This is a genomic window from Pseudomonas gebzensis, assembly GCF_034427815.1.
Taxonomy (GTDB): domain Bacteria; phylum Pseudomonadota; class Gammaproteobacteria; order Pseudomonadales; family Pseudomonadaceae; genus Aquipseudomonas.
In genome coordinates, this window is sequence record NZ_JAXQNS010000011.1 from 65,696 (window position 1) to 88,770 (window position 23,075).

General features: G+C 64.0%; 21 protein-coding genes. 13 read left to right on the forward strand and 8 right to left on the reverse strand.

The features are described from left to right. Positions 1–20: 20 nt before the first annotated feature. The 6 genes from potA to SJI00_RS19210 all read left to right on the forward strand — a co-directional run bounded on the left by potA (position 21) and on the right by SJI00_RS19210 (position 8,568). A complete protein-coding gene (potA, locus tag SJI00_RS19185; RefSeq protein WP_322463254.1) occupies positions 21–1,163 on the forward strand; it encodes a polyamine ABC transporter ATP-binding protein in 1,143 nt (380 codons plus the stop codon). Further along, positions 1,160–2,080, forward strand: coding sequence for an ABC transporter permease subunit (locus SJI00_RS19190; RefSeq protein ID WP_322463255.1), 921 nt, complete (start codon positions 1,160–1,162; stop codon positions 2,078–2,080). The genes potA and SJI00_RS19190 overlap by 4 nt, the downstream gene beginning before the upstream one ends. Continuing rightward, positions 2,077–2,937 (forward strand): ABC transporter permease subunit, encoded by an 861-nt coding sequence (locus SJI00_RS19195; RefSeq protein ID WP_322463256.1) that lies wholly within the window; start codon positions 2,077–2,079, stop codon positions 2,935–2,937. Before SJI00_RS19190 ends, SJI00_RS19195 begins: the two co-directional genes overlap by 4 nt. 422 nt (positions 2,938–3,359) lie before the next feature. Further along, complete coding sequence (locus tag SJI00_RS19200; protein WP_322463257.1) at positions 3,360–4,448, forward strand: efflux RND transporter periplasmic adaptor subunit; 1,089 nt, start codon at positions 3,360–3,362, stop codon at positions 4,446–4,448. After that, the gene (locus SJI00_RS19205; RefSeq protein ID WP_322463258.1) at positions 4,445–5,512 is read left to right on the forward strand and encodes an efflux RND transporter periplasmic adaptor subunit; all 1,068 of its coding nucleotides are present in this window, start codon (positions 4,445–4,447) and stop codon (positions 5,510–5,512) included. Before SJI00_RS19200 ends, SJI00_RS19205 begins: the two co-directional genes overlap by 4 nt. After that, positions 5,509–8,568: an efflux RND transporter permease subunit gene (locus tag SJI00_RS19210; protein WP_322463259.1), complete on the forward strand. Its 3,060-nt coding sequence runs from the start codon at positions 5,509–5,511 to the stop codon at positions 8,566–8,568. Before SJI00_RS19205 ends, SJI00_RS19210 begins: the two co-directional genes overlap by 4 nt. A gap of 182 nt (positions 8,569–8,750) precedes the next feature. Here SJI00_RS19210 and SJI00_RS19215 read toward each other — a convergent pair whose 3' ends face one another. Further along, entirely contained in the window at positions 8,751–9,440 is a 690-nt protein-coding gene (locus SJI00_RS19215; protein WP_322463260.1) for an NYN domain-containing protein, read from the reverse strand. Between the two features lie 465 nt (positions 9,441–9,905). Here SJI00_RS19215 and oscA point away from each other — a divergent pair, with 465 nt between their 5' ends. The 6 genes from oscA to SJI00_RS19245 all read left to right on the forward strand — a co-directional run bounded on the left by oscA (position 9,906) and on the right by SJI00_RS19245 (position 14,737). Next, positions 9,906–10,088, forward strand: coding sequence for a sulfur starvation response protein OscA (gene oscA, locus SJI00_RS19220; RefSeq protein ID WP_322463261.1), 183 nt, complete (start codon positions 9,906–9,908; stop codon positions 10,086–10,088). A gap of 47 nt (positions 10,089–10,135) precedes the next feature. Continuing rightward, positions 10,136–11,143: a sulfate ABC transporter substrate-binding protein gene (locus SJI00_RS19225; protein WP_322463262.1), complete on the forward strand. Its 1,008-nt coding sequence runs from the start codon at positions 10,136–10,138 to the stop codon at positions 11,141–11,143. A gap of 212 nt (positions 11,144–11,355) precedes the next feature. Continuing rightward, positions 11,356–12,174: a sulfate ABC transporter permease subunit CysT gene (gene cysT, locus SJI00_RS19230; RefSeq protein WP_322463263.1), complete on the forward strand. Its 819-nt coding sequence runs from the start codon at positions 11,356–11,358 to the stop codon at positions 12,172–12,174. A 15-nt stretch (positions 12,175–12,189) separates the two neighbouring features. Beyond that, the gene (gene cysW / locus SJI00_RS19235) at positions 12,190–13,062 is read left to right on the forward strand and encodes a sulfate ABC transporter permease subunit CysW (protein WP_322463264.1); all 873 of its coding nucleotides are present in this window, start codon (positions 12,190–12,192) and stop codon (positions 13,060–13,062) included. A gap of 3 nt (positions 13,063–13,065) precedes the next feature. Then, a complete protein-coding gene (locus tag SJI00_RS19240; RefSeq protein WP_312934397.1) occupies positions 13,066–14,055 on the forward strand; it encodes a sulfate/molybdate ABC transporter ATP-binding protein in 990 nt (329 codons plus the stop codon). 244 nt (positions 14,056–14,299) lie between these two features. Further along, complete coding sequence (locus SJI00_RS19245) at positions 14,300–14,737, forward strand: acyl-CoA thioesterase (protein ID WP_322463265.1); 438 nt, start codon at positions 14,300–14,302, stop codon at positions 14,735–14,737. Between the two features lie 53 nt (positions 14,738–14,790). Here SJI00_RS19245 and SJI00_RS19250 read toward each other — a convergent pair whose 3' ends face one another. The 6 genes from SJI00_RS19250 to SJI00_RS19275 all read right to left on the reverse strand — a co-directional run bounded on the left by SJI00_RS19250 (position 14,791) and on the right by SJI00_RS19275 (position 21,971). Beyond that, entirely contained in the window at positions 14,791–15,270 is a 480-nt protein-coding gene (locus SJI00_RS19250) for a YMGG-like glycine zipper-containing protein (RefSeq protein WP_322463266.1), read from the reverse strand. 221 nt (positions 15,271–15,491) lie between these two features. Next, positions 15,492–17,819, reverse strand: coding sequence for an FdhF/YdeP family oxidoreductase (locus SJI00_RS19255; protein WP_322463366.1), 2,328 nt, complete (start codon positions 17,817–17,819; stop codon positions 15,492–15,494). 24 nt (positions 17,820–17,843) lie between these two features. Further along, entirely contained in the window at positions 17,844–18,671 is an 828-nt protein-coding gene (fdhD, locus tag SJI00_RS19260) for a formate dehydrogenase accessory sulfurtransferase FdhD (protein WP_322463267.1), read from the reverse strand. A 379-nt stretch (positions 18,672–19,050) separates the two neighbouring features. After that, positions 19,051–20,415, reverse strand: coding sequence for a GTPase/DUF3482 domain-containing protein (locus SJI00_RS19265; RefSeq protein ID WP_322463268.1), 1,365 nt, complete (start codon positions 20,413–20,415; stop codon positions 19,051–19,053). Next, a complete protein-coding gene (locus SJI00_RS19270) occupies positions 20,408–20,587 on the reverse strand; it encodes a hypothetical protein (RefSeq protein ID WP_322463269.1) in 180 nt (59 codons plus the stop codon). Before SJI00_RS19270 ends, SJI00_RS19265 begins: the two co-directional genes overlap by 8 nt. Further along, positions 20,580–21,971, reverse strand: a complete 1,392-nt coding sequence (locus SJI00_RS19275; protein WP_322463367.1) for a DUF2868 domain-containing protein — start codon at positions 21,969–21,971, stop codon at positions 20,580–20,582. The genes SJI00_RS19270 and SJI00_RS19275 overlap by 8 nt, the downstream gene beginning before the upstream one ends. Before the next feature lie 54 nt (positions 21,972–22,025). On the opposite strand from SJI00_RS19275, the gene SJI00_RS19280 reads away from it, so the two are divergent. Beyond that, positions 22,026–22,544 carry a dihydrofolate reductase gene (locus SJI00_RS19280; RefSeq protein WP_322463270.1) on the forward strand — a complete coding sequence of 173 codons (519 nt, stop codon included), beginning with the start codon at positions 22,026–22,028 and terminating at the stop codon, positions 22,542–22,544. A 72-nt stretch (positions 22,545–22,616) separates the two neighbouring features. Here SJI00_RS19280 and SJI00_RS19285 read toward each other — a convergent pair whose 3' ends face one another. Then, positions 22,617–23,063 (reverse strand): excinuclease, encoded by a 447-nt coding sequence (locus SJI00_RS19285; protein WP_322463271.1) that lies wholly within the window; start codon positions 23,061–23,063, stop codon positions 22,617–22,619. Positions 23,064–23,075: the final 12 nt, after the last annotated feature.

A 23,075-nucleotide genomic window follows, 5' to 3' on the forward strand; every position in this document is an offset into this window, starting at 1 on the left:
CCTGTTGGGAGTCTCCATCCATGCCACTCGCCTCCGGCGCCTACAAGAAAGCCCTCGAAGGCGACCAGCAGCCCAAGCAGGTGCTGGTCAAGATCGATCGGGTGACAAAAAAATTCGACGAAACCATCGCCGTCGACGATGTGTCACTGGAGATCCGCAAGGGCGAGATCTTCGCCCTGCTCGGCGGCTCCGGCTCCGGCAAGTCGACCCTGCTGCGCATGCTCGCCGGTTTCGAGCGCCCCACCGAAGGGCGGATTTTCCTCGATGGCGTCGACATCACCGACCTGCCGCCCTATGAGCGGCCGATCAACATGATGTTCCAGTCCTACGCGCTGTTCCCGCACATGACCGTGGCGCAGAACATCGCCTTCGGCCTGCAGCAGGACCGTCTGCCCAAAGCCGAGATCGAAGCCCGCGTGGCCGAGATGCTCAAGCTGGTGCACATGACCCAATACGCCAAGCGCAAACCGCACCAGCTCTCCGGTGGCCAACGCCAGCGGGTGGCCCTGGCGCGCTCGCTGGCCAAGAGCCCCAAGCTGTTGCTGCTCGACGAGCCGATGGGCGCGCTGGACAAGAAACTGCGCTCGCAGATGCAGCTGGAACTGGTGGAAATCATCGAGCGCGTTGGCGTGACCTGTGTGATGGTGACCCACGATCAGGAAGAGGCCATGACCATGGCCCAGCGCATCGCCATCATGCACCTGGGCTGGATCGCGCAGATCGGCTCGCCGGTGGACATCTACGAGACGCCCACCAGCCGCCTGGTGTGCGAGTTCATCGGCAACGTCAACCTGTTCGACGGTGAGGTGGTCGACGATGCCGAAGGTCATGCGCTGATCGCCTCCCCGGAGCTGGAGCGCGCGATCTACGTCGGCCATGGCGTCAGTACTTCGGTCGAAGACAAGCACATCACCTACGCCCTGCGCCCCGAGAAGCTGCTGATCACCACCACCCAGCCGACCTTCGAGCACAACTGGTCGCGCGGCAAGATCCATGACATCGCCTACCTCGGCGGACACTCGGTGTTCTACGTCAAGTTGCCCAGCGGCAAGATCGTCCAGTCGTTCGTGGCCAACGCCGAACGCCAGGGCGCGCGCCCGACCTGGGACGACGAAGTGTTCGTGTGGTGGGAAGATGACAGCGGCGTGGTACTGCGCTCATGAAAATCCGAAAGATCAAACGTGCCTTGCATCGCCTGACTCCGGAGGGCCGCCACATCGTGATCGGTGTGCCGTTCCTGTGGTTGTTCCTGTTCTTCATGCTGCCGTTCTTCATCGTACTGAAGATCAGCTTCGCCGAAGCCGACGTGGCGATCCCGCCCTATACCGAGATCTACAGCTACGTCGAAGACAAGATCCAGCTGGTGCTGAACCTGGCCAACTATGGATTGCTCGCCGAAGACGAACTGTACCTGGCGGCCTATGTAGGCTCGCTGAAGGTGGCGCTGATCAGCACCGTGCTGTGCCTGCTGATCGGCTACCCGATGGCGTACGCCATCGCTAACGCGCGCAAGGACATCCAGACCGTCTTGCTGCTGCTGATCATGATGCCGACCTGGACCGCGATCCTGATCCGTGTCTATGCCTGGATGGGCATCCTCAGCAACAACGGGCTGCTCAACAGCTTCCTGATGTGGTTAGGGCTGATCGACCAGCCGCTGCAGATCCTCAACAGCAACCTGGCGGTGTACATCGGCGTGGTCTATTCGTACCTGCCGTTCATGATCCTGCCGCTTTACGCCAACCTCGTGAAGCACGACCAGAGCCTGCTGGAAGCAGCATCGGACCTGGGCTCCAGCACCTTCAACAGCTTCTGGAAAATCACCGTGCCGCTGTCGAAGAACGGCATCATCGCCGGCTGCATGCTGGTGTTCATCCCGGTGGTGGGCGAGTTCGTCATCCCTGAACTGCTCGGCGGCCCGGAAACCCTGATGATCGGCAAAGTGCTGTGGCAGGAGTTCTTCAACAACCGCGACTGGCCGGTGGCTTCGGCTTTGGCGGTGGTGATGCTGGCGATCCTGATCGTGCCCATTTTGCTGTTCAACCGTAGCCAGGCAAGAGAGATGGAGGGCAGGGCATGAAACGTTTCGGTTTCTCGAAGCTGATGCTGGTACTGGGCCTGCTGTTCATCTACCTGCCGATGGTGATTCTGGTCATCTATTCGTTCAACGCCTCCAAGCTGGTGACGGTGTGGGGCGGCTGGTCGGTGAAGTGGTATGTCGGGCTGCTCGACAACACCCAGCTGATGAGCGCGGTGATGCGTTCGCTGGAGATCGCCCTGTACACCGCGGTGGCGGCCGTGGCCCTGGGTACCCTGGCGGCCTTCGTGCTGACCCGGGTGACCCGCTTCAAGGGCCGCACGCTGTTTGGCGGCCTGGTCACCGCGCCGCTGGTGATGCCCGAAGTGATCACCGGCCTGTCGCTGTTACTGCTGTTCGTGGCCATGGCACAAATGATCGGCTGGCCCCAGGAGCGCGGCATCGCCACCATCTGGATCGCCCACACCACGTTCTGTGCCGCCTATGTGGCGGTAGTGGTGTCGGCGCGCTTGCGTGAGCTGGACTTGTCCATCGAAGAGGCGGCCATGGACCTGGGTGCGCGGCCGTGGAAGGTGTTCATCCTGATCACCATCCCGATGATCGCGCCCTCGTTGGCAGCAGGCGGCATGATGTCGTTCGCCCTGTCGCTGGATGACCTGGTACTCGCCAGCTTCGTGTCCGGCCCTGGCTCGACCACTTTGCCGATGGAAGTGTTCTCGGCCGTGCGCCTGGGCGTCAAGCCTGAGATCAACGCCGTGGCCAGCCTGATCCTGCTGTCGGTGTCGCTGGTGACGTTCTTCGTCTGGTACTTCAGCCGTCGGGCCGAAGAGCGGCGGCGCAAGGCGGTGCAGCTGGCGATTGAAGAAGCGGCAGCCGGGAGCATGGCGCCTGCACGTTGAAGGCGCTCCTGCCCGGGCCGTGCTGTGCTGCATGAACAGGGGTGTTCAAAGCGCCGTGGAGCCGGCTCGAGGGCCGGCGCAGCCCGCCTGATTCTGCAACCGCTGTTCCCCTGCTATTGCGCGGTGCCTGAACCAGGCCGGCTACGCCGGCCTGGTTCAGGCACGCTGATCGATTGAGCTGGCCATGCCGATACCAGATCGCTACTCGATGTTCAGTAAATAGGTCTATTCCTATCCGGCCCACTGCATAGCACGCGGCGCGTCGGCTGTCGCGCGTGGGTCGCCTGCTCAAGCAAGGCTGGTTTTCTAGCGTGTGCGTATCTCACGGCACGGCGCGTTGAGCCCCTCTTTCAATTAATGAACCCCTGCGTACAGTCGAGGTCGCATTTCACGAATCATTTGCGCGCAAACAAGGAGCGAGCATGACGGTAATGCGTCCGTTGATGGTCGTGTGCCTCGGGTTGGTGTTCACGCTATCTGGCTGTGAAAAAGAGCCGGAAAGCCCGGTGCTGCCCCGGGTCGGGGTTTTGCGCGTCGAACCGCAGAGTTTCGCTGCCTCAGTAGTGCTGACCGGTGACGTGCAGGCGCGCGTGCAGACTGATCTGTCGTTCCGCGTGGGCGGCAAGGTCATCTCCCGCAGTGTCGATGTGGGCGACCACGTCAAGGCCGGCCAGGTGCTGGCCCGGCTCGATCCCAAAGACCTGAAGAACAACGTCGAATCGGCCAAGGCCGAGGTGTTCGCCGCCCAGGCGCGTGTCTCGCAAACGGCCGCTGCGTTCGTGCGTCAGGAAAAACTGCTGCCCAAGGGCTATACCAGCCGCAGTGAATATGACGCGGCGCAGGCTGCCTTGCGCGGCAACCAGAGCGGCCTGAAAGCGGCCCAGGCGCAGTTGGCCAATGCCAACGAGCAATTGAGCTATACCGCGCTGGTGTCCGACACCGATGGCGTCATTACTCAACGCCAGGCCGAAGTCGGCCAGGTGGTACAGGCGACCATGCCGATCTTCCGCCTGGCCGCCGATGGCGACCGCGACGCGGTGTTCAACGTCTACGAATCCCTGTTGATGAACCCGGCCAGCAACGAAAGCCTGACCGTGCACCTACTGGAAAACCCCAGCGTGCAGGCGCAAGGCGCAGTGCGTGAAGTGACCCCGACCGTGTCCGCGCAGAGCGGCACGGTGCAGGTCAAGGTAGCGCTGCGCGATGTGCCGGCCGCCATGCCACTTGGCTCCCCTGTTACCACCAACGCCAGCGGTCAGGGCCAACCGAGCATCGAGCTGCCATGGTCGGCACTGAGCAAGACCCTGCGCGAGCCTGCGGTATGGATCGTCGGCGACGGCGACAAGGTCGAGCTGCGCCCGGTGCGCATCGCCCGTTACCTGACCGGCAAGGTCATCATCAGCAGCGGCATCAAGCCCGGAGAAACCGTGGTCATCAACGGTGCGCAACTGCTGCACCCTGGCATGCAGATCGAACAGGTCGCGGCCAAGGACGGAGGGGCGCTGCCATGAAGCGCGTGCTCTGGATCATCGCCGCAACCTGCCTGCTGGCGGGCTGCGGTCACGAGGATGAAAAGCCCGAACCGGTGCGGCCTGTGCTGTCGACGGTGGTCGAGTCGGAGTCTCAGGCGCAACTGGGCCGTTTCGCCGGCAGCATCCAGGCGCGCTACGAAAGCACTTTGGGCTTTCGCGTGTCGGGCCGCATCGCTCGGCGCTGGGTCGATGTCGGCGCCTCGGTGAAGGCCGGCGATACCCTGGCCACCCTCGATCCCACCGATCAGCAGAACCAGCTGCGCGCCGCCGAAGGCGACCTGGCGCGCGTCCAGGCGCAGCAGATCAACGCCCAGGCCAACGCCGGCCGTCAGCAGCAGTTGTACGACCGTGGCGTCGGCGCCCAGGCGCAACTGGACATCGCCCAGACCGACCTGAAAACCGCCAATGCCTCGATGGCCCAGGCGCGCGCCTCGGTCAGCCAGGCCCGAGATCAGTTGGGCTACGGTAGGCTCAAAGCCGATAACGCTGCGGTGGTGACCGCCTGGCATGTCGAGGCCGGGCAAACGGTCAGCGTCGGCCAGGAGGTCGTCACCCTGGCCCGTCCCGATGTGAAAGAAGCGGTCATCGACCTGCCTATCGCCTTGGCCGATCAGCTCACCCCTGCCATGACCCTCACCGTGGCTTCGCAGCTCAACCCCGCCCTGAACACCACCGCCCGTCTGCGCGAGCTCGAGCCCCAGGCCGACGCCACCACCCGTACCCGCCGCGCCCGCTTGAGCCTGACGTCTACGCCATCGGGCTTCAACCTCGGCACCTCGATCAGCGTCAGCCTGACCTCACCGGTCAGCGCGCGCAGCGAGCTGCCGCTCACCGCCTTGCTCGAGCGCGAGGGCAAAGCTCAGGTGTGGGTGGTCGATCCGCAACGAAAGGTCGTCAACCTGCGTGACGTGACCGTGATCGACCGCAGTGAAACCCGCGTGGTGCTAGGCGCCGGCCTGCAACCCGGGGAGCGCGTAGTGATCGCCGGCGCCAACAGTCTCAAGCCAGGCCAGACGGTCACGTTCGACGAGGAAACACGATGAAAGGCGGCTTCAACCTCTCTGAATGGGCGCTGCGTCATCAGTCGTTCGTCTGGTACCTGATGTTCGTCGGCCTGTTGATGGGGGTGTTCTCCTACTTCAACCTGGGCCGCGAAGAAGACCCCTCGTTCACCATCAAGACCATGGTCATCCAGACCCGCTGGCCCGGCGCGACGCAGGACGAAACGCTGTATCAGGTCACCGACCGTATCGAAAAGAAGCTCGAAGAGCTCGATTCGCTCGACTACGTGAAGAGCTACACCCGCCCCGGTGAGTCGACGATCATGGTGTTCCTGCGTGACACCACCAAGGCTGGCGACATTCCGCAGATCTGGTATCAGGTGCGCAAGAAGGTCCAGGACATTCGCGGCCAGTTCCCGCAAGGCATTCAAGGCCCCTCGTTCAACGACGAGTTCGGTGACGTGTACGGGTCGATCTACGCCTTCACCGCCGACGGCCTGAGCATGCGCCAGCTGCGCGACTACGTTGAGCAGGTGCGCGCCGAGGTGCGCGAGGTGGCCAACATCGGCAAGGTCGAAGTGGTCGGCACCCAGGACGAAGTGCTCTACCTGAACTTCTCGGTACGCAAGCTGGCCGCGCTCGGCATCGATCAGCGCCAGGTCATGCAGGCCCTGCAATCGCAGAACAAGGTCACCCCGGCCGGCGTCATCGAAGCGGGGCCGGAACGCATTTCGGTACGCACCACCGGCCAGTTCGCCTCGGAAAAAGACCTGCAGAACGTCAACCTGCGGATCAACGACCGTTTCTTCCGCCTGGCCGATATCGCCACCATCGAACGTGGCTATGTCGATCCGCCCGCGCCCATGTTCCGCTACAACGGCCAGCCGGCCATCGGTCTGGCCATCGGCATGCAGAAGGGCGGTAACGTTCAGGAATTCGGCGAACAGCTGAAAGTGAAGATGGATGAGGTGACCGGCGAGCTGCCGGTGGGCGTCGGCGTGCACAGCGTGTCGGAACAGGCCGCTGTGGTGAAGAAGGCCGTGGGCGGCTTCACCAGCGCGTTGTTCGAGGCGGTGATCATCGTACTGGTGGTGAGCTTCATCAGCCTGGGTGTGCGCGCAGGCCTGGTGGTCGCCTGTTCGATTCCGCTGGTGCTGGCGATGGTGTTCGTGTTCATGGAATACAGCGGTATCACCATGCAGCGAATTTCCCTCGGCGCGCTGATCATCGCCCTGGGCCTGCTGGTGGACGACGCCATGATCACCGTCGAGGTGATGGTCACCCGGCTGGAGGCCGGGGACAGCAAGGAAGAAGCTGCGACCTTCGCCTACAAGTCCACGGCCTTCCCGATGCTGACCGGCACCTTGGTGACGGTGGCAGGTTTCGTGCCGATCGGCCTGAACGCGAGCTCGGCGGGGGAATACACGTTCACGCTGTTCGCGGTCATCGCCGTGGCGCTATTGGTGTCGTGGGTGGTGGCGGTGTTCTTCGCACCCGTACTTGGCGTGCACATTCTCAGCGACCGCAACGTGAAAACCCACGAGAGCAAGCCGGGTCGGGTGGCTCGCGCGTTCGAGCACGGACTGCTGTGGAGCATGCGCCACCGCTGGCTGACGGTGATCGGCACCGTGGTGCTGTTTGCGCTGGCGGTGTTCGGCATGCGGTTCGTGCAAAACCAGTTCTTCCCGTCTTCTGATCGACCGGAAATTCTCGTCGACCTCAACCTGCCCCAGAACGCCTCGATCGAAGAAACCCGTCGCACGGTCGACCGTCTGGAGGCCACGCTCAAGGACGACAAGGACATCGACCACTGGAGCACCTACATCGGCCAGGGCGCGATCCGCTTCTACCTGCCGCTGGACCAGCAGTTGCAGAACCCCTATTACGCGCAATTGGTGATCGTCAGCACGGGCCTGGAGCAGCGCGGCGAGCTTATCGCCCGCCTCAAGGAACGCCTGCGCAAAGACTTCGTCGGCATCGGTAGCAACGTGCAGTCGCTGGAAATGGGCCCGCCCGTGGGCCGGCCGATTCAGTACCGCGTCAGCGGCAAGGACATCGACCAGGTCCGTCGCCACGCCATCGACCTGGCCACGGTGCTCGACGCCAACCCCAACATTGGCGACATGATTTTTGACTGGAACGAGCCGGGCAAAGTGCTGCGGGTCGACATCGCCCAGGACAAAGCCCGCCAGCTGGGGCTGTCGTCCGAAGACGTGGCCAACGTGATGAACAGCATCGTCAGCGGCGCGCCGGTGACCCAGGTGAATGACGAGATCTACCTGATCGATGTGGTGGCGCGTGCGCAGGACAGTGAGCGTGGCTCGCCCGATACCTTGCAGAACCTGCAGATCGTCACGCCCAACGGCACTTCGATTCCGTTGCTGGCCTTTGCCACGGTGCGCTATGAAATGGAGCAGCCGCTGGTGTGGCGCCGTGATCGCAAACCGACCATCACGCTCAAGGCTTCGGTGCACGGCGACATGCAGCCAACGGATCTGGTGGCCGAGCTGAAGCCCAAGATCACGGAGTTCGCCGAGAAGCTGCCGACGGGTTACCAGGTGGCGGTGGGCGGTACGGTGGAGGAAAGCGGCAAGGCCCAGGGGCCGATCGCCAAGGTGATTCCGCTGATGCTGTTCCTCATGGCGACCTTCCTGATGATCCAGCTGCACAGCGTGCAGAAGCTGTTCCTGGTGATCAGCGTGGCGCCGCTGGGCCTGATCGGTGTGGTGCTGGCGCTGGTGCCAACCGGCACGCCCATGGGCTTCGTGGCGATCCTCGGAGTGTTGGCGCTGATCGGCATCATCATCCGCAACTCGGTGATCCTGGTGACCCAGATCGATGTCTACGAGGCCGAAGGCTACGCCCCGTGGGACGCCGTGGTGGAAGCCACCAACCACCGCCGCCGGCCGATCCTGCTGACCGCCGCTGCCGCCAGCCTGGGCATGATCCCCATCGCCCGCGAAGTGTTCTGGGGGCCGATGGCTTACGCCATGATCGGCGGCATCATCAGCGCCACGCTGCTGACGCTGCTGTTCCTGCCGGCGCTGTATGTGGCTTGGTACAAGATTCGTGAGCCGCAGAAGGATGGGGCGCGGTGATCGGCGGCTAGGCGGGGCTATCGGCGGACTGTCAAAGGCCCCTGCCTGTTGTCTTGACGGCGCCGCCCGCGTGCCGAGATATCATCTGGAGCCTGTGCTACATGAGAGGGTTATATGGCTTCTTTGTCGTACAGACTTGACGGGGGGCAGACGATACCCAGAGGCAGAATCTGTGACCAGGCCTACCAGTACTCGGGTTTGTCCGCAGGTTTCTTCCGAGTGGGTACACGGGGCGGTAATTGATGTGCGGCCAGTTCGACATTGGTCACAATGTGCCGCATCCAATGAGCGTACTGCTTCAGTGAACCTGGTACTGTTCGTTTGATTCCTTCGCGGTGCGGCAGGATCACACCTAGGCGCATATTCGGGAAATCTTCGTGAATGGCCCGCAGGGCTGGGGTCATGTCAGTATCCGCCGAGACCAGGACCAACTGGTCAATGCGCTGATCAGGCAGCCTCGCTGCTTGATGCGCCGCGAGGCGGTACATGCTGATCGCGATATGCACGTCCGTCTCTTTTTCTTCAAGCTTCCAGATTTCCACTTGGTCAGTTCTGGAGGCTGGCGTCTGCTTGTCGATAAATCGCGGCGCCTTGCCAGATTCGAGCTGATGACGACCGTAGAAAACGTTGACGTTGCGAGCAATCAAAGCTCTCAGGTACGTGTCCTGAGCCTCTTTTGAAACGGAGCCTCGGCTAGCCAGAGAAGGTTTGACGCCAGAGGTGAAGAAATTAACGGTCTCCACTGTGCTGCCAGGGTGTTCTACATGGATGACATGACTCAGCAAAGCTTGAAGATCAAGCCACTTGTACTGGGTGCCGGCCAAGAGGCCGTAAAACAGGTTGTAACCGTCGACAAAGCAAGCAGTGCGCAAAATTTCTCTTCACTAGAAACGAAAAAACCGGCTCAAGGCCGGTTTCTTCACCCCAACGGCCAGCGAACTGAATCGCTGCGTACGGGGCTGAGTAGTGCCTGAATAGTCCCTCATTTGTGGAGTAAATTCAATACGTGATCCTCATTTTTGTTCATTGAAGATCTGCTGTGGTCACTGCAGCTATCACGCCAAGGCCAATGAACATGAGCCTCGGTGATCGGCATCCACCTTCAAGGCTGACCGCTCCACAGGGGACCGATGTTGCTTCGGCTTCGCTGGCGACAACACCTCTGGAATACCTCGTTAGCGACAGATCTAGCGAAGGCAAGAAAAACCTACAAAATGGTTATATAAAAATTCTTAAATATTCTTTTTAAGAATATTCCACCCTCATTACTATTGCCCTCACGCCAGGCGCAATATCCCCTTCGACGATGCCCGGCACCTCATTACTGGAGAACGAGCATGAGTGCCAACCTGCGCAGCATCGACGGACAAGACGAAGCCACCCTTCTGCGGGAAATCCAGAACGCGTTGCGCAACCTGCGTTTCGGCGCGGTGGAGATCACCGTGCACAACGCGCAGGTGGTACAGATCGAGCGCAAGGAAAAATTCCGCCTGCAGCAGCCCGGTACCAAGCCTGCTTGACGCCACTGTTTCGCCTCTCAAAAAAAATGCCAATCGGGAGCTTCACCATGTCCATCCGCCGTTTTGCGCTCGCGGCCATCGCCAGCGCCGTGTTTGCCGGTTCCGCCGTTGCCAAGGATTACGAACTGCTCAACGTGTCCTACGACCCCACCCGCGAGCTGTACCAGCAGTACAACGCTGAATTCATCAAGCACTGGCAGCAGACCCATCCCGGCGACAAGGTGAAGATCCAGCAGTCCCATGGCGGCTCGGGCAAGCAGGGCCGGGCGGTGATCGATGGGCTGCGCGCCGACGTGGTGACCCTGGCCCTGGCCGGTGACATCGACGAAATCGCCAAGCTCGGCAAGACGCTGCCGGAGAACTGGCAGACCCGCCTGCCTGACGCCAGCACACCGTACACCTCGACCATCGTGTTCCTGGTGCGCAAGGGCAACCCCAAAGGCATCAAGGACTGGGGCGACCTGGTCAAGAACGACGTCTCGGTCATCACGCCCAACCCCAAGACCTCCGGTGGCGCCCGCTGGAACTTCCTGGCCGCCTGGGCCTATGGCCTGAAGACCGGTGGCAGCGAAGACAAGGCCAAGGCCTACGTGCAGGAGCTGTTCAAGCACGTCCCGGTACTCGATACCGGTGCACGCGGCTCGACCATCACCTTCGTCAACAATGGCCAGGGCGACGTGTTGCTGGCTTGGGAAAACGAGGCGTTCCTGGCCCTGAAGGAAGACGGTGGCGCCGACAAGTTCGACATCGTCGTGCCGTCGCTGTCGATCCTCGCCGAACCGCCGGTGGCCGTGGTCGACAAGAATGCCGAGAAGAAGGGCAATACCGAAATCGCCACCGAGTACCTCAAGCACCTGTACAGCCCGGCAGGTCAAAAAATCGCGGCCGAAAACTTCTACCGTCCGCGTGACGAGAAAGTCGCGGCCGAGTATGCCAAGCAGTTCCCGACACTCGACCTGGTGACCATCGACAAAGACTTCGGCGGCTGGAAAACTGCGCAACCCAAGTTCTTCAACGACGGGGGTGTGTTCGACCAGATCTACCAGGCGCAGTAACCGGGTGATTCAATCCGCCGGGCGCCGTCTGCAACGCCTCGATACTCGGTCAAGCGGTGTTGATGACAGCGGCAGGCGCGTGGCCTTGGCCGTGCGCCTCGCCTGATCGTGATCTCAAGCCTTCTCGCATAGGGCTCGGCAACACCCTTCAGTAGTAGCCTGCACCGGCCCGGGATCGCCCCCGGGCCTGGTGCGTTCAACCAGGGACTCTTATGTCGCGACGTATTTCCCCCGTCATACCCGGCTTCGGGCTGACACTGGGCTACACCTTGGTGTACCTCAGCCTGATCGTGCTGATACCGCTGGCGGCCATGTTCATCCATGCCTCGCAGCTGACCTGGGAGCAGTTCTGGGCCATCGTCACGGCGCCGCGGGTCCTCGCCGCGCTCAAGCTCAGCTTTGGCACCGCCCTGCTTGCCGCCATCCTCAATGGCCTGATCGGCACATTGCTGGCCTGGGTGCTGGTGCGCTACACCTTCCCGGGGCGCAAGGTCATCGATGCGATGATCGACCTGCCATTTGCCTTGCCCACTGCCGTGGCCGGCATTGCCTTGACGGCGTTGTATGCCCCCAATGGCTGGGTAGGGCAGTTCGCCACGGAGCTTGGCTTCAAGATCGCCTACACCCCCATCGGCATTACCTTGGCGCTGACCTTCGTCACCCTGCCGTTCGTGGTGCGCACGGTGCAGCCGGTGTTGGCCGACATCCCGCGCGAAGTGGAAGAGGCTGCCGCCTGCCTGGGCGCCAAACCCTTGCAGGTGTTTCGCCATGTGCTGGCGCCCGCGCTGCTGCCGGCCTGGCTGACCGGCTTCGCCCTGGCCTTTGCACGGGGTGTGGGCGAGTACGGATCGGTGATTTTCATCGCCGGCAACATGCCGATGAAGACCGAGATCCTGCCGCTGCTGATCATGGTCAAGCTCGACCAGTACGACTACACCGGCGCCACCGCCATCGGCGTGCTGATGCTGGTGGTTTCCTTCATCCTGCTGCTGCTGATCAACCTGTTGCAGCGGCGCATCGAAACCCCATGAAGGAGGCCCAGGCTCATGTCTAGTTCATCCCTTGGCGCCACCGCCAGCGCCAATGCCGCCCGTCGCGGCAGCGCCACTGCGCGGCGCGTGCTGATCATTTCGGCGTGGCTGGTGTTTGCGCTGTTCCTGCTGTTGCCGTTGTTCATCGTGGTCTCACAGGCGCTGAAGAACGGCTTTGGCACGTTCTTCGAGGCCATCTTCGAGCCCGACGCACTGGCCGCCCTGCAGCTCACCCTGCTGGCAGTGGCGATTTCCGTACCGCTGAACCTGGTGTTTGGCCTCAGCGCCGCGTGGTGCGTGAGCAAGTACAACTTCCGTGGCAAGAGCATCCTGGTCACGCTGATCGACCTGCCGTTCTCGGTCTCGCCCGTGATCGCCGGCCTGGTCTATGTGCTGATGTTCGGCGCCCAAGGCCTGTTCGGGCCGTGGTTGCAGGACCACGATATCCAGATCGTCTTTGCCTTGCCGGGCATCGTACTGGCGACCATTTTCGTCACGGTGCCGTTCGTGGCCCGTGAGCTGATCCCACTGATGCAGGAGCAGGGCACCCAGGAAGAAGAGGCCGCGCGCCTGCTCGGCGCCAATGGCTGGCAGATGTTCTGGCATGTGACCCTGCCCAACATCAAATGGGGCCTGATCTATGGCGTGGTGTTGTGTACCGCGCGGGCCATGGGCGAGTTCGGCGCAGTGTCGGTGGTGTCGGGGCATATCCGTGGCGTCACCAATACCCTGCCGCTGCACGTCGAGATCCTCTACAACGAATACAACCATGTCGCGGCCTTCAGCGTGGCCAGCTTGCTGCTGATCCTGGCGCTGTTCATCCTGCTGCTCAAGCAGTGGAGCGAATCCCGCATTAACCGCCTGCGCCACAACGCAGCGGAGGACTGATAAATGTCGATCGAAGTTCGTAACGTCAGCAAGCGCTTCAACAGTTTTCAGGCCCTGAACGCCATCAACCTGGACATCCACAGCGGTGAGCTGGTGGCGTTGCTCGGCCCGTCGGGCTGCGGCAAGACCACGCTGCTGCGCATCATCGCCGGCCTGGAAACCCCGGATCAGGGCAGCATCGTCTTCCATGGCGAAGATGTGTCCGGCCACGACGTGCGTGATCGCAACGTCGGTTTCGTGTTCCAGCATTACGCGCTGTTCCGCCACATGAGCGTGTTCGACAACGTCGCCTTCGGTTTGCGCATGAAGCCCAAGGGCGAGCGCCCGAACGAAAGCCAGATCGCGGCCAAGGTGCATGAGCTGCTGAACATGGTGCAGCTCGACTGGCTGGCCGACCGCTACCCGGAGCAGTTGTCCGGTGGCCAGCGCCAGCGCATCGCCCTGGCCCGCGCCCTGGCGGTAGAGCCCAAGGTGCTGCTGCTCGACGAGCCTTTCGGCGCGCTGGACGCCAAGGTGCGCAAGGAACTGCGCCGCTGGCTGGCGCGGTTGCACGAGGACATCAACCTGACCTCGGTGTTCGTCACCCACGACCAGGAGGAAGCCATGGAGGTCGCTGATCGCATCGTGGTGATGAACAAGGGCGTGATCGAGCAGATCGGCTCGCCGGGTGAGGTGTACGAAAAGCCTGCCAACGATTTCGTCTACCACTTCCTCGGCGATTCCAACCGCCTGAGCCTCAGTGAAGGGCAGCATGTGCTGTTCCGTCCGCACGAGGTGTCGTTGTCGCGGCATGAAACCGAAGGCCATCATGCGGCCGAGGTGCGTGACATCCGCCCGCTGGGCGCCACCACGCGGATTACCTTGAAGGTGGAAGGGCAGAGCGAGCTGATCGAGGCTGAGGTGGTCAAGGATCACGACAGCCTCACCGGATTGGCCCGTGGGGAAACCTTGTTCTTCCGGCCCAAGGTGTGGCAGCAGGTTCAGGATGTCTGAAGCGGCCTGAAGCGCTGCAGCCGCCGTGCAGTGGCGGTAGCCGGCTGGCGCAGGCGCTCAGGCATCCCAGGTGGGGCGGTTGGCGCCCATCGTCCGATGGGCCGTGCAAGCATCGACAGTCCCGCCGGGGCCATCAAGGCCCTGGCGTTTTTCTGTCTGCCGCTGGCCGGTGGTGTCGAGGATTTTCGTATCGCCCCGGAATCTGCTTCACTGGCTGGCCTCTTGTCCAAGGACGACCGCCGCCATGACTCGCCTTCAGCGCAATCGCTTCAGCCATTCCCACCCGATCCTCACCCGCCCGCACGACAACGACCTGCACGGTCATGTGTCCGGCGCGACCGTGCACGGTTACTTCGAGACCGCCTTGCAGGCGTTTCTGTTACAGGAAGCCGGGCTTGATTTGCGCGAAGGACCACTGGCGGTGTTCGTGGTCAGTTCATCCGCCGATTTCTTTGCGTTGCCAGGCTTTCCCGACATGCTCGAAGTGGCGGTGGGCGTGAGCCGCCTGGCTGGCAGCACGGTGGAATACCAGCTCGGCCTGTTCCGCCCCGGTGAGCCGGAGCCCTGTGCCGCCGGGCGGGTCGTGCAAGTGTTCGTCGAGCGCGCCAGTGGGCGTCCAGCCGGGCTGCCGGACACCGTGCAGCAGGCCTTGGCGGGCCTGCAACTGATCGACCAGGCATGAACAAGGCCCTGTGCCAAGCGCAGGGCCTTGTTCGATTCTAGCCGCGCACCGACTCAGCGGTGGTGGCGGTGATGGCCTGGGCCGTGGTGCTTGCGATGCCCGTAGTGACGGCCTCGGTCATGTGGGCGGCGGTCATCGTAACCACGGCGGGCGCGACGGTCGTCACGGTCGGCCTCGTTGCCCATGTAGTTGCCAAGCGCGCCGCCTGCACCGCCGCCAGCGGCTGCGCCGATCAGGCTGCCGGTGCTGCCGCCGACCTGGCGACCGATCACGTTGCCACCGGCCGCGCCCAGGCCGCCACCGATGGCCGCCTCACCGCGCTGGCGCTTGTCCGCACCCACCGCGCTGCCGGCTGCACCGCCCAGGCCTGCACCGATGGCAGAACCTGTGCTACCGCCCATGGATTGACCGACCACTGAGCCCAGTACCCCGCCCAGTGCGCCGCCGATACCTGCTTCAGTGTTGCCGCCCGCCGAGGCGACGCCGCTGAGCAGACCGAGGGACAACAAAAGCATTGAGGTGTACTTCTTCATCGATAGCGTCTCGTAGGGATGACGGGGCGAATGTGCCGCCCGCAGGCGAGGCTGGCAACGCAAATCCGACGAATAGCACGCAAGCTAACGAAATCTGTAACCTGTTGTTTTCGCTATGAAACTTTGTTCAAAAACGCGTGTCTTACGCTACTTGAGAAAAAGCCCCGGCCGTTGCGGTCGGGGCTTTTTTTTGGCCTGTTGAGCAATGACGAGCGGTCCGCTCAGATAATCCGCCCGTTATCCCGCGCCCGCTCCAGCTTGATCGCGACGAACTTCGAGGTGGGCGTGTGGCTGCCGTCGCCGATGCTGTCCAGTGGTACCAGCGGGTTGACCTCGGGGTAGTAGGCCGCGGCTTGGCCTGCCGGGATGTCGAACGCCAGCAGGGTGAAACCGTGCACGCGGCGCACGTGTTTGTCGCCCCACAACGACACGATGTCGACCTTCTGCCCTGGCTGGAAGCCCAGGCGGATGATGTCGGCTTCGTTGACGAACAGCACGTCGCGCTGGCCGCGTACGCCGCGGTAGCGGTCGTCCATGCCGTAAATGGTGGTGTTGTACTGGTCGTGCGAGCGCATCGACTGCATCACCAGGTCAGGCACCTGGCCGCTGGCGAGCACGCGTTTGTCGATCAGGCTGTCGGGCAACAGGTTGGCTTTGAAGTTGGCGCGGCCGTTGCTGGTGGCCCACTGACGCTTGGCGGCGCTGTTGCCCAGATAGAAACCACCGGGGTTTTTCAGGCGCACATTGAAGTCGCTGAAGCCTGGAATGGTGTCGGCGATCAGGTCGCGGATGCGGTCGTAGTCGGCCACCATCCACTGCCAGTCCACCGGCGTCTTGCCCAGGGTCGCGGCAGCGATGCCGGCGATCACCGCAGGCTCCGAGCGCATCTGCCGCGACAGGGCCTTGAGCTGGCCATTGGAGGCGTGGACCATGCTGAACGAGTCTTCCACGGTCACCGCCTGCGGCCCTTCGCTTTGCAGGTCGATGTCGGTGCGGCCCAGGCACGGCAGGATCAGCGCACGCTTGCCATGCAGCAGGTGGCTGCGGTTGAGCTTGGTGCTGATCTGCACGGTCAGGTCGCAGTTTTGCAGGGCCTGCGCCGTGCGGTCGGTGTCTGGAGTGGCCTGGGCAAAGTTGCCGCCCAGTGCGATGAACACCTTCGAGCGCCCTTCGAGCATGGCGTGAATCGCCTCGACCACGTTATGGCCGTTGTGGCGTGGCACCTGGAACCCGAAGCGTCGCTCGATTGAGTCGAGCAGCGCTACCGATGGGCGCTCATTGATGCCCATGGTGCGGTCGCCCTGCACGTTGCTATGGCCGCGTACCGGGCACAGGCCTGCGCCCGGCACGCCAATGTTGCCGCGCAGCATCTGCAGGTTGACCAGCTCCTGAAGGGTTGGCACCGAGTGGCGATGCTGGGTCAGGCCCATTGCCCAGCACATGATCACGCGCTTGCCACGGCAGTACATGCGCGCGGCCAGCTCGATGTCGTCCAGGGTCAGGCCCGACTGCGCCTGGATGTGCTCCCACGGGGTGGCATCGACCACCGCCAGGTACTCGTCGAGCCCATGGCCGTGCTCGGCGATGAACGCGTGGTCGAACACGGCCGGCTCGCCTTTGGCCTGGGCGTCACGCTCCCACTGCAGGGTGAATTTGGCCATGCCGCGCATCAACGCCATGTCACCGCCCAGGGCCGGGCGCAAGAACGCGGTGTTGGTCGGCTTGTCGCTGTTGGTGAGCATTTCCAACATGTGCTGCGGGTGCTGGAAGCGCTCCAGTCCACGCTCCTTGAGCGGATTGACACAGACCACCTGGGCACCACGTTTCACCGCATCGCGCAACGGATCGAGCATGCGTGGGTGATTGGTGCCGGGGTTCTGGCCCCAGACGAAAATGGCATCGGCGTGCTCGAAGTCGTCGTAGGTCACGGTGCCCTTGCCGACGCCGACGCTCTGCCCCAGCGCGACACCACTGGCTTCATGGCACATGTTCGAGCAGTCGGGGAAATTGTTGGTGCCGTAGGCGCGCACGAACAGCTGATACAGGTACGCCGCTTCGTTGCTGGCCCGGCCCGAGGTATAGAACTCGGCCTGATCGGGGCTCTGCAGCCCGTTGAGGTGCTGGGCGATGAGGGCAAAGGCACCGTCCCAGTCGATAGGCGTGTAACGGTCGCTGGCCGCGTCGTAGACCATCGGCTCGGTCAGACGGCCCTGGTATTCGAGCCAGTAGTCGCTCTGCTCGCGCAGCGCACTGACGCTGTAGCGGGCGAAGAATGCGGCATCGACGCGGCGCTTGGTGGCTTCCCAGTTGACCGCCTTGGCGCCGTTCTCGCAGAACTTGACCATGCCGCTTTCCGGGGAATCGCCCCAGGCGCAACCGGGGCAGTCGAAGCCGCCGTTCTGGTTGGTCTTGAGCATCGCGCGCAGGTTCTTCAGCGCGTTGTCGCTGCCGACCCAGGCTTTGGCCACGCTGATCAGCGCTCCCCAACCGCCGGCAGGGCCAGGGTAGGGCTTGTAGCGCGGGCTGGACGCGGGGGCGTTGTCAGGCATTTTCTGATGCGAACTCACGGCTTATTACTCCGACGCGGGGCTGTAGACCCGCGGTGCACTGTGTTTGGGCAAATGAATCAGGTTCAGGTTGTGCTTGCGTGCCCATTGCAGGGCGAGACCGGTGGGCGCCGACAGGCTGACCAGGGTCTGGATACCGGCGCGCAGGACCTTCTGGATCAGCTCCAGGCTGCAGCGGCTGGTGACGATGGCCAGGCCACCGCTGGCGTCGATGCGCTGGCGCAGCAGGGCGCCGATCAGTTTGTCCAGCGCGTTGTGCCGGCCGATGTCTTCGCGGCCCATCAGCAGTTCGCCATTGCGGTCCATGAACAATGCCGCGTGCACGGCCCCGCAGTGCTGGCCGAGCGGTTGGAAGGCATCAATGCGCTGGCGCAGGTCGTTGAGCCAGTGCACAGGGGGCAAGGGTGCGCCAGGCAACACGGTGAGATCAGGCAGCGCCTGCTCAAGCGCTTCGACGCCGCACAGGCCGCAACCACTGGTGCCAGCCAACTGGCGGCGCTGGTCCTTGAGGTTCCAGAACGCACGGCTGGCGATCTCGACGTCGGCGTACATCGCCGAACCGCTGCCCGAAAGCTTGATGTCGTAGATCTCGTCGGTGCTGGCCACCAGGCCGCTGCCGAGGCTGAAACCGACCACAAAGTCGTCCAGATCGGTCGGGCTGACCAGCATCACCGCCTGGTTCAGACCGTTGTAGGCGATAGCCAGCGCCACTTCTTCAGCCAGCGGCGTGGACGCACGCTCGGCATCGCTGAGCTGGGCGTATTCATAAGTGTTGCTGGCGGCAGGCAGGGAGAGCGAGGTGGATGCCGCGCAGACCGGAGGTGTGCTGTTCATCGAGGCGGATCACCAGGGTTGTATACGCGTTCTAGCCTATGCCCCTGGGCAACACACGTCTAATCGCTTGAGTCGATACGCTGATAGACCGCGTCGATCAGTCGCACCCTCTAGCCCGTAAGCCCGGGCCAGACGCCGAACGTGGGCTGCCTGGGACCGGTCAGCCGCCCAGGCAGGATTGGCCCCGGGGCTTGACGTGCCTTGCGCAGCCGAAACGCCTCGGGTGGCACGAGCGACGTCGCCCAGTGAGGTCTGACCGCGCCACGTTGTGCACATCACTGTGGCGACATCCATCACCCATACCTGCACTGCACGCGACTGCGTCAAAGCGGTGCTCGAGCCCGTCGTGTCAGCATCGCGATGGCCGAGCCTTGCGGCGCTACAGCGCCTCGACCAGGGTTTTGACCTGCTCCTGCCGTTCCCGTTGATCAAGCCTCGCGCCGGGGTTCAGGCTCGACCACTGCGGATGCGCGCGCGCCTTGTGCAAGGCGCTGGGCAGTTTGCCTTCGCGCCAGGTTTTCTCGGCCGGCGGCGGCAGTTCGATGCTGCCCATCGCCGCGTGGCCCCTGGCATCGAGTACCTGCATCAACTGCTGCTGACGCAAGGCCAGCAGGCGCAACACGTTGTCATCGACGGTCAGTTCGCGATGGCCCTTGAGCTTGCCCATCAGCCGCGCACCGTAGCTGCGCGCCGTTTGCAGCGCGCCGCCGGCGATGGCGCCGGCCAGTGCCGCCGCGCCCAAGGTCAGGCCGCCCACCAGCAGATCGACACTCGCCCCGGCCGCCGCGCCCGCCGCAACGCCGCTGCCCACCCGCACGCCGAGCTGGCGCAGCGTCTCGGGGTTGAACAGGTCATCGCCCCAGCGCCCGTCCAGCAATGGCACGTCAGCGGCGGCGGCATCTTCGCGGCGGAAGGCGTACAGCGCCAGCAGCGCCTCGACGCAGCGTTGCTCACGCTGGCGTATGTCCTGGCGCAACGCAGACATGGCCTCAGCCTGCGCTGCCGGCTCGCTGTCGACACTGCGCCGACAGGCCGCGCAATCGATGAGCAGTTCTGCGATCAAGCGCTTGCCAGTGGCCTGGCGCGCCACCCGCTGCGCCTGTTGATCGGTGATCAGCCGTTGTAGCGCGGGCCGTGCGTTTTCCAACAGCAAGGCGAGGCTGTCATACAGCCGCTGCTCGCCGTCCTGCGGCGGCGCCACGCTGTCGAAGCGCACCAGCGCATGCAGGCCGAGGCGGGCCAGGGCCTCACGCCACTGCGCTTCGCGGTGCTGCTCGCTGGCGACGAAATTGAGCACCGGCAGCAGCGGCTTGCCGCAACTGGCCAGCACTTCCAGCTCATCGCGGTACTTGGCCAGCACCGGCTCGCGGGCATCGATCACATACAGGCCGGCGTCGCTCGCCAGGAGTTGGCGCAGCACCTTGGCTTCCTGCTCGAAGCGCTGCCGCGCCTCGCTGCCTTGCAGAAAACGCTGCAGGCGCGCCGGGCCGTCGAGCCGTTCACCGGGGCGCTCCAGCCGTTCGAGGTGCTCCAGCAGGGCGATGGCATCTTCCAGGCCGGGGGTATCGTACAGCTCCAGCAGCGACTGGCCGTCCACCGACAGCCGCGCGCCTTCCACATGGCGCGTGGTGCTGGGGCGGTGCGAGACCTCGCCAAACGCCACATCGCGGGTCAGGGTGCGCAGCAGGGAGGTCTTGCCGACGTTGGTGTGGCCTACCAGGGCCAGTTTCAGTGGCTCAGTCATGGCCGTGCTCCAGCCGGTTCAGGGTGTGTGGCAGCGAGGCGTTGCGCTGGCCGGTGCAGGCTGGCTCGGGGATTGCGGCATGGCGGTGCTCCAGTCGGCTCAGGGTCGAGGGCAGGGAGGGGGTGTCGCACTGGATAGGCGCCGTTGAAAACGGCTTCAGGGGTTCAGTCATGACCCTGCTCCAACCAGCTCAGCGCAAGGCTGTCGCTGTGCGGCAGGCCAAGGCGTTCCAGCGCTTCGTGCCAGTCGCCCAGGCGGGCGGGCTCCAACACCTCACCCGGCACTGCCGGCAGTAGCCAGATGCGGGTGGCACCGGCGTTGCGGGCGAGCTCCGCGAGCAGGGTCAGGCTGCCGCGGTCGGGCGAGCGCCGCGGGTCGCAGGCAATCACCAGGCGCTGCGGGGGAAAGCGGCTGAGCTGTTCCAGCAGGCGGTTGCGCGAGGCGCGGCTGTCGAGCAGGCCGGCGTCGCTGACGGTCGCTGGCAGCGGCGGTGGCCAGGGGCGCTGATCGTCCAGCTCCAGGCCGACCAACAGGGCACCGTGGCTGCCGGCCTCTGGTGCGCTCAGCTCGGTATGCGGCAGCGCCAACGGCGCAGGGTCTTGCACGCCCAGCCGCTCGCTGCTGGGCATCAGCACTTCGCGCAACTGGCGGTAGGCGGGTTGCTCCAGGTCGAGCTCAAGGCGCGCGCGGCCCTGGCGCCAGCGCCACAGGCACAGCGCGGCGAGCAACAGGCGCGGCAGCAGTCCGTACATCAGCACCACGCCGAGCAGCCAACTGGCCCAGGCCTGACGGGCGACATCCAGCGCTGGCTGGGCCGCGCCGCTGGCGCGAATCATGGGCTCGCTCGGCACGTTGAAGCCGAGCAGCGAGGGCAGCGCGCCGAGGGCCTGGGTCAGGCTGATGAAGGGTTCGGCGGCCAGCAGTGTGGTTTCCCAGACAAAGCCATAACGGCGCCCGGCCAGCAGGGTCAGCAGCATGCCCAGCGCGCTGAGCATCGCCAGCAGCCACAGGCCGTGGACCCACAGGCCAAGCAGCCAGCGCGACAGACGCCGCCGTTCCAGCATCACCAGGAGCGCCGGCGCCAGGTGCGCGGCCTGGGCGTCGCGCGCCAGGCGTTCGCTGAGCCACAGCCACAGGCGGCCGAGCCCGGCGCCGTGCTCCCCCGAGAGCCAGAAGCCTAGCGCCCAGCCCAGCAGCATCAGCAGGTTCAGCCCCAGCAGGCTGCCCAGCGCCCAGAACACATTGACCGGCCGCGTGCCGTCACCCAACGCCGCGAAGGCCAGGCCTGCGCCACTGAGCACGGCGAACAGCATCAGCCCGATCAAGGCCAGGCGCGCGCCCTGTTTCCAATGGCGCAAGGCCGTCAGCATGCCGTCGCGTTCGGCCAGCCACAGGGCGCGGCGCTCGATACGCTCGCCCAGGTCGCCGCCGTGCTGGCGGGCCTGACGATTGGCCTCTTGGTCGTCCAGAAGGCCGGCGTGTTGTTCACGCAGGCGCACCGCCTCGGTGAGCCAGCGCGCGTCGAATCGGGTCAGTGCAGTCACGGGGTCTTCCAGTGCACGAAGTAGGCTGGAAGCATAACCCAGGCAGGGTTTGCTATCCTCGCCGCCATGACCACATCACTCCCCCTCAGCCTGATCGCGGCGCTCGCCGAGAACCGCGTGATCGGCATCGACAATTCCATGCCCTGGCACCTGCCGGGGGACTTCAAGTACTTCAAGGCCACCACCCTGGGCAAGCCGATCATCATGGGTCGCAAGACATGGGATTCGTTGGGCCGGCCGTTGCCAGGTCGGTTGAACCTGGTGGTCAGCCGCCAAACCGGCCTGCAGCTCGACGGTGCCGAAGTGTTCGCCTCGCTGCAGCACGCGCAGCAGCGCGCCGAGCAGTGGGCCCGTGAGCAAGGCGTCGATGAAGTGATGCTGATCGGCGGCGCGCAGTTGTATGCGCAGGCACTGGAACAGGCGTTGGTGAGCCGGATGTACTTGACCCGGGTCGAACTCAGCCCGGCGGGCGATGCGTGGTTTCCGGTGTTCGATGAAGGCCAGTGGCAGCGGGTGTCCAGCGCACCTCAGGCGGCTGAAGGGGACGGCCCGGCGTATCACTTCGAGGTGTGGGAAAAGCGTTAGAGGCGCGCGCCTGGGGGTGCGCGTCGCCGCAAGGCACCGGTCGTCCGTTAGACGAGCCGGTGCCTTTTCAGATCAATCGACCCGCGACAAATCCCCCTTCAGCGCCACCCCGGCAATCACCGCACCGGCATGGCATTCATACGTGGTGGCGTCCTTGCGTTCGTTCTTCTTGTAGTAGCTGACGATGTTGGTCACCGCATTGGCGTTCACCTGACGGGCGGCGTCCTGCAGGGTCAGCAGCGCAGACTGCAGGGCCCATTCGCAGGCGGCTTCGTCGGTCTTGTTAAAGGCGTTGGTCTTCTTGTTGGTCGTCGAGCCGGGGCGGATCACTTTGGCTTTGCCGCGTGGCTGGGTGCCAGCCAGGTAGAACTTCACCGAACCGTCGAGCTTGTTCTCGGCCTGCATCTGCTTCACGACCTTGTCGAACGGCAGGTACAGCGCGGTATCACGGGCCTGGCTGATACCCGGCAGGGCGCACAGCAGCAGGGCGGCGGAGGCGGTCAGAGTTTTCAAACGCATGGGTCGATCCTT

Coding starts and splice junctions, on each gene's coding strand:
- SJI00_RS19280 (WP_322463270.1), top strand. CDS start 22,026: ATGACCACATCACTCCCCCTCAGCCTGATCGCGGCGCTCGCCGAGAAC.
- SJI00_RS19225 (WP_322463262.1), top strand. CDS start 10,136: ATGTCCATCCGCCGTTTTGCGCTCGCGGCCATCGCCAGCGCCGTGTTT.
- SJI00_RS19265 (WP_322463268.1), bottom strand. CDS start 20,415: ATGACTGAGCCACTGAAACTGGCCCTGGTAGGCCACACCAACGTCGGC.
- cysT (WP_322463263.1), top strand. CDS start 11,356: ATGTCGCGACGTATTTCCCCCGTCATACCCGGCTTCGGGCTGACACTG.
- oscA (WP_322463261.1), top strand. CDS start 9,906: ATGAGTGCCAACCTGCGCAGCATCGACGGACAAGACGAAGCCACCCTT.
- potA (WP_322463254.1), top strand. CDS start 21: ATGCCACTCGCCTCCGGCGCCTACAAGAAAGCCCTCGAAGGCGACCAG.
- SJI00_RS19250 (WP_322463266.1), bottom strand. CDS start 15,270: ATGAAGAAGTACACCTCAATGCTTTTGTTGTCCCTCGGTCTGCTCAGC.
- cysW (WP_322463264.1), top strand. CDS start 12,190: ATGTCTAGTTCATCCCTTGGCGCCACCGCCAGCGCCAATGCCGCCCGT.
- SJI00_RS19245 (WP_322463265.1), top strand. CDS start 14,300: ATGACTCGCCTTCAGCGCAATCGCTTCAGCCATTCCCACCCGATCCTC.
- fdhD (WP_322463267.1), bottom strand. CDS start 18,671: ATGAACAGCACACCTCCGGTCTGCGCGGCATCCACCTCGCTCTCCCTG.
- SJI00_RS19190 (WP_322463255.1), top strand. CDS start 1,160: ATGAAAATCCGAAAGATCAAACGTGCCTTGCATCGCCTGACTCCGGAG.
- SJI00_RS19205 (WP_322463258.1), top strand. CDS start 4,445: ATGAAGCGCGTGCTCTGGATCATCGCCGCAACCTGCCTGCTGGCGGGC.
- SJI00_RS19210 (WP_322463259.1), top strand. CDS start 5,509: ATGAAAGGCGGCTTCAACCTCTCTGAATGGGCGCTGCGTCATCAGTCG.
- SJI00_RS19255 (WP_322463366.1), bottom strand. CDS start 17,819: ATGCCTGACAACGCCCCCGCGTCCAGCCCGCGCTACAAGCCCTACCCT.
- SJI00_RS19200 (WP_322463257.1), top strand. CDS start 3,360: ATGACGGTAATGCGTCCGTTGATGGTCGTGTGCCTCGGGTTGGTGTTC.
- SJI00_RS19285 (WP_322463271.1), bottom strand. CDS start 23,063: ATGCGTTTGAAAACTCTGACCGCCTCCGCCGCCCTGCTGCTGTGCGCC.
- SJI00_RS19240 (WP_312934397.1), top strand. CDS start 13,066: ATGTCGATCGAAGTTCGTAACGTCAGCAAGCGCTTCAACAGTTTTCAG.
- SJI00_RS19270 (WP_322463269.1), bottom strand. CDS start 20,587: ATGACTGAACCCCTGAAGCCGTTTTCAACGGCGCCTATCCAGTGCGAC.
- SJI00_RS19195 (WP_322463256.1), top strand. CDS start 2,077: ATGAAACGTTTCGGTTTCTCGAAGCTGATGCTGGTACTGGGCCTGCTG.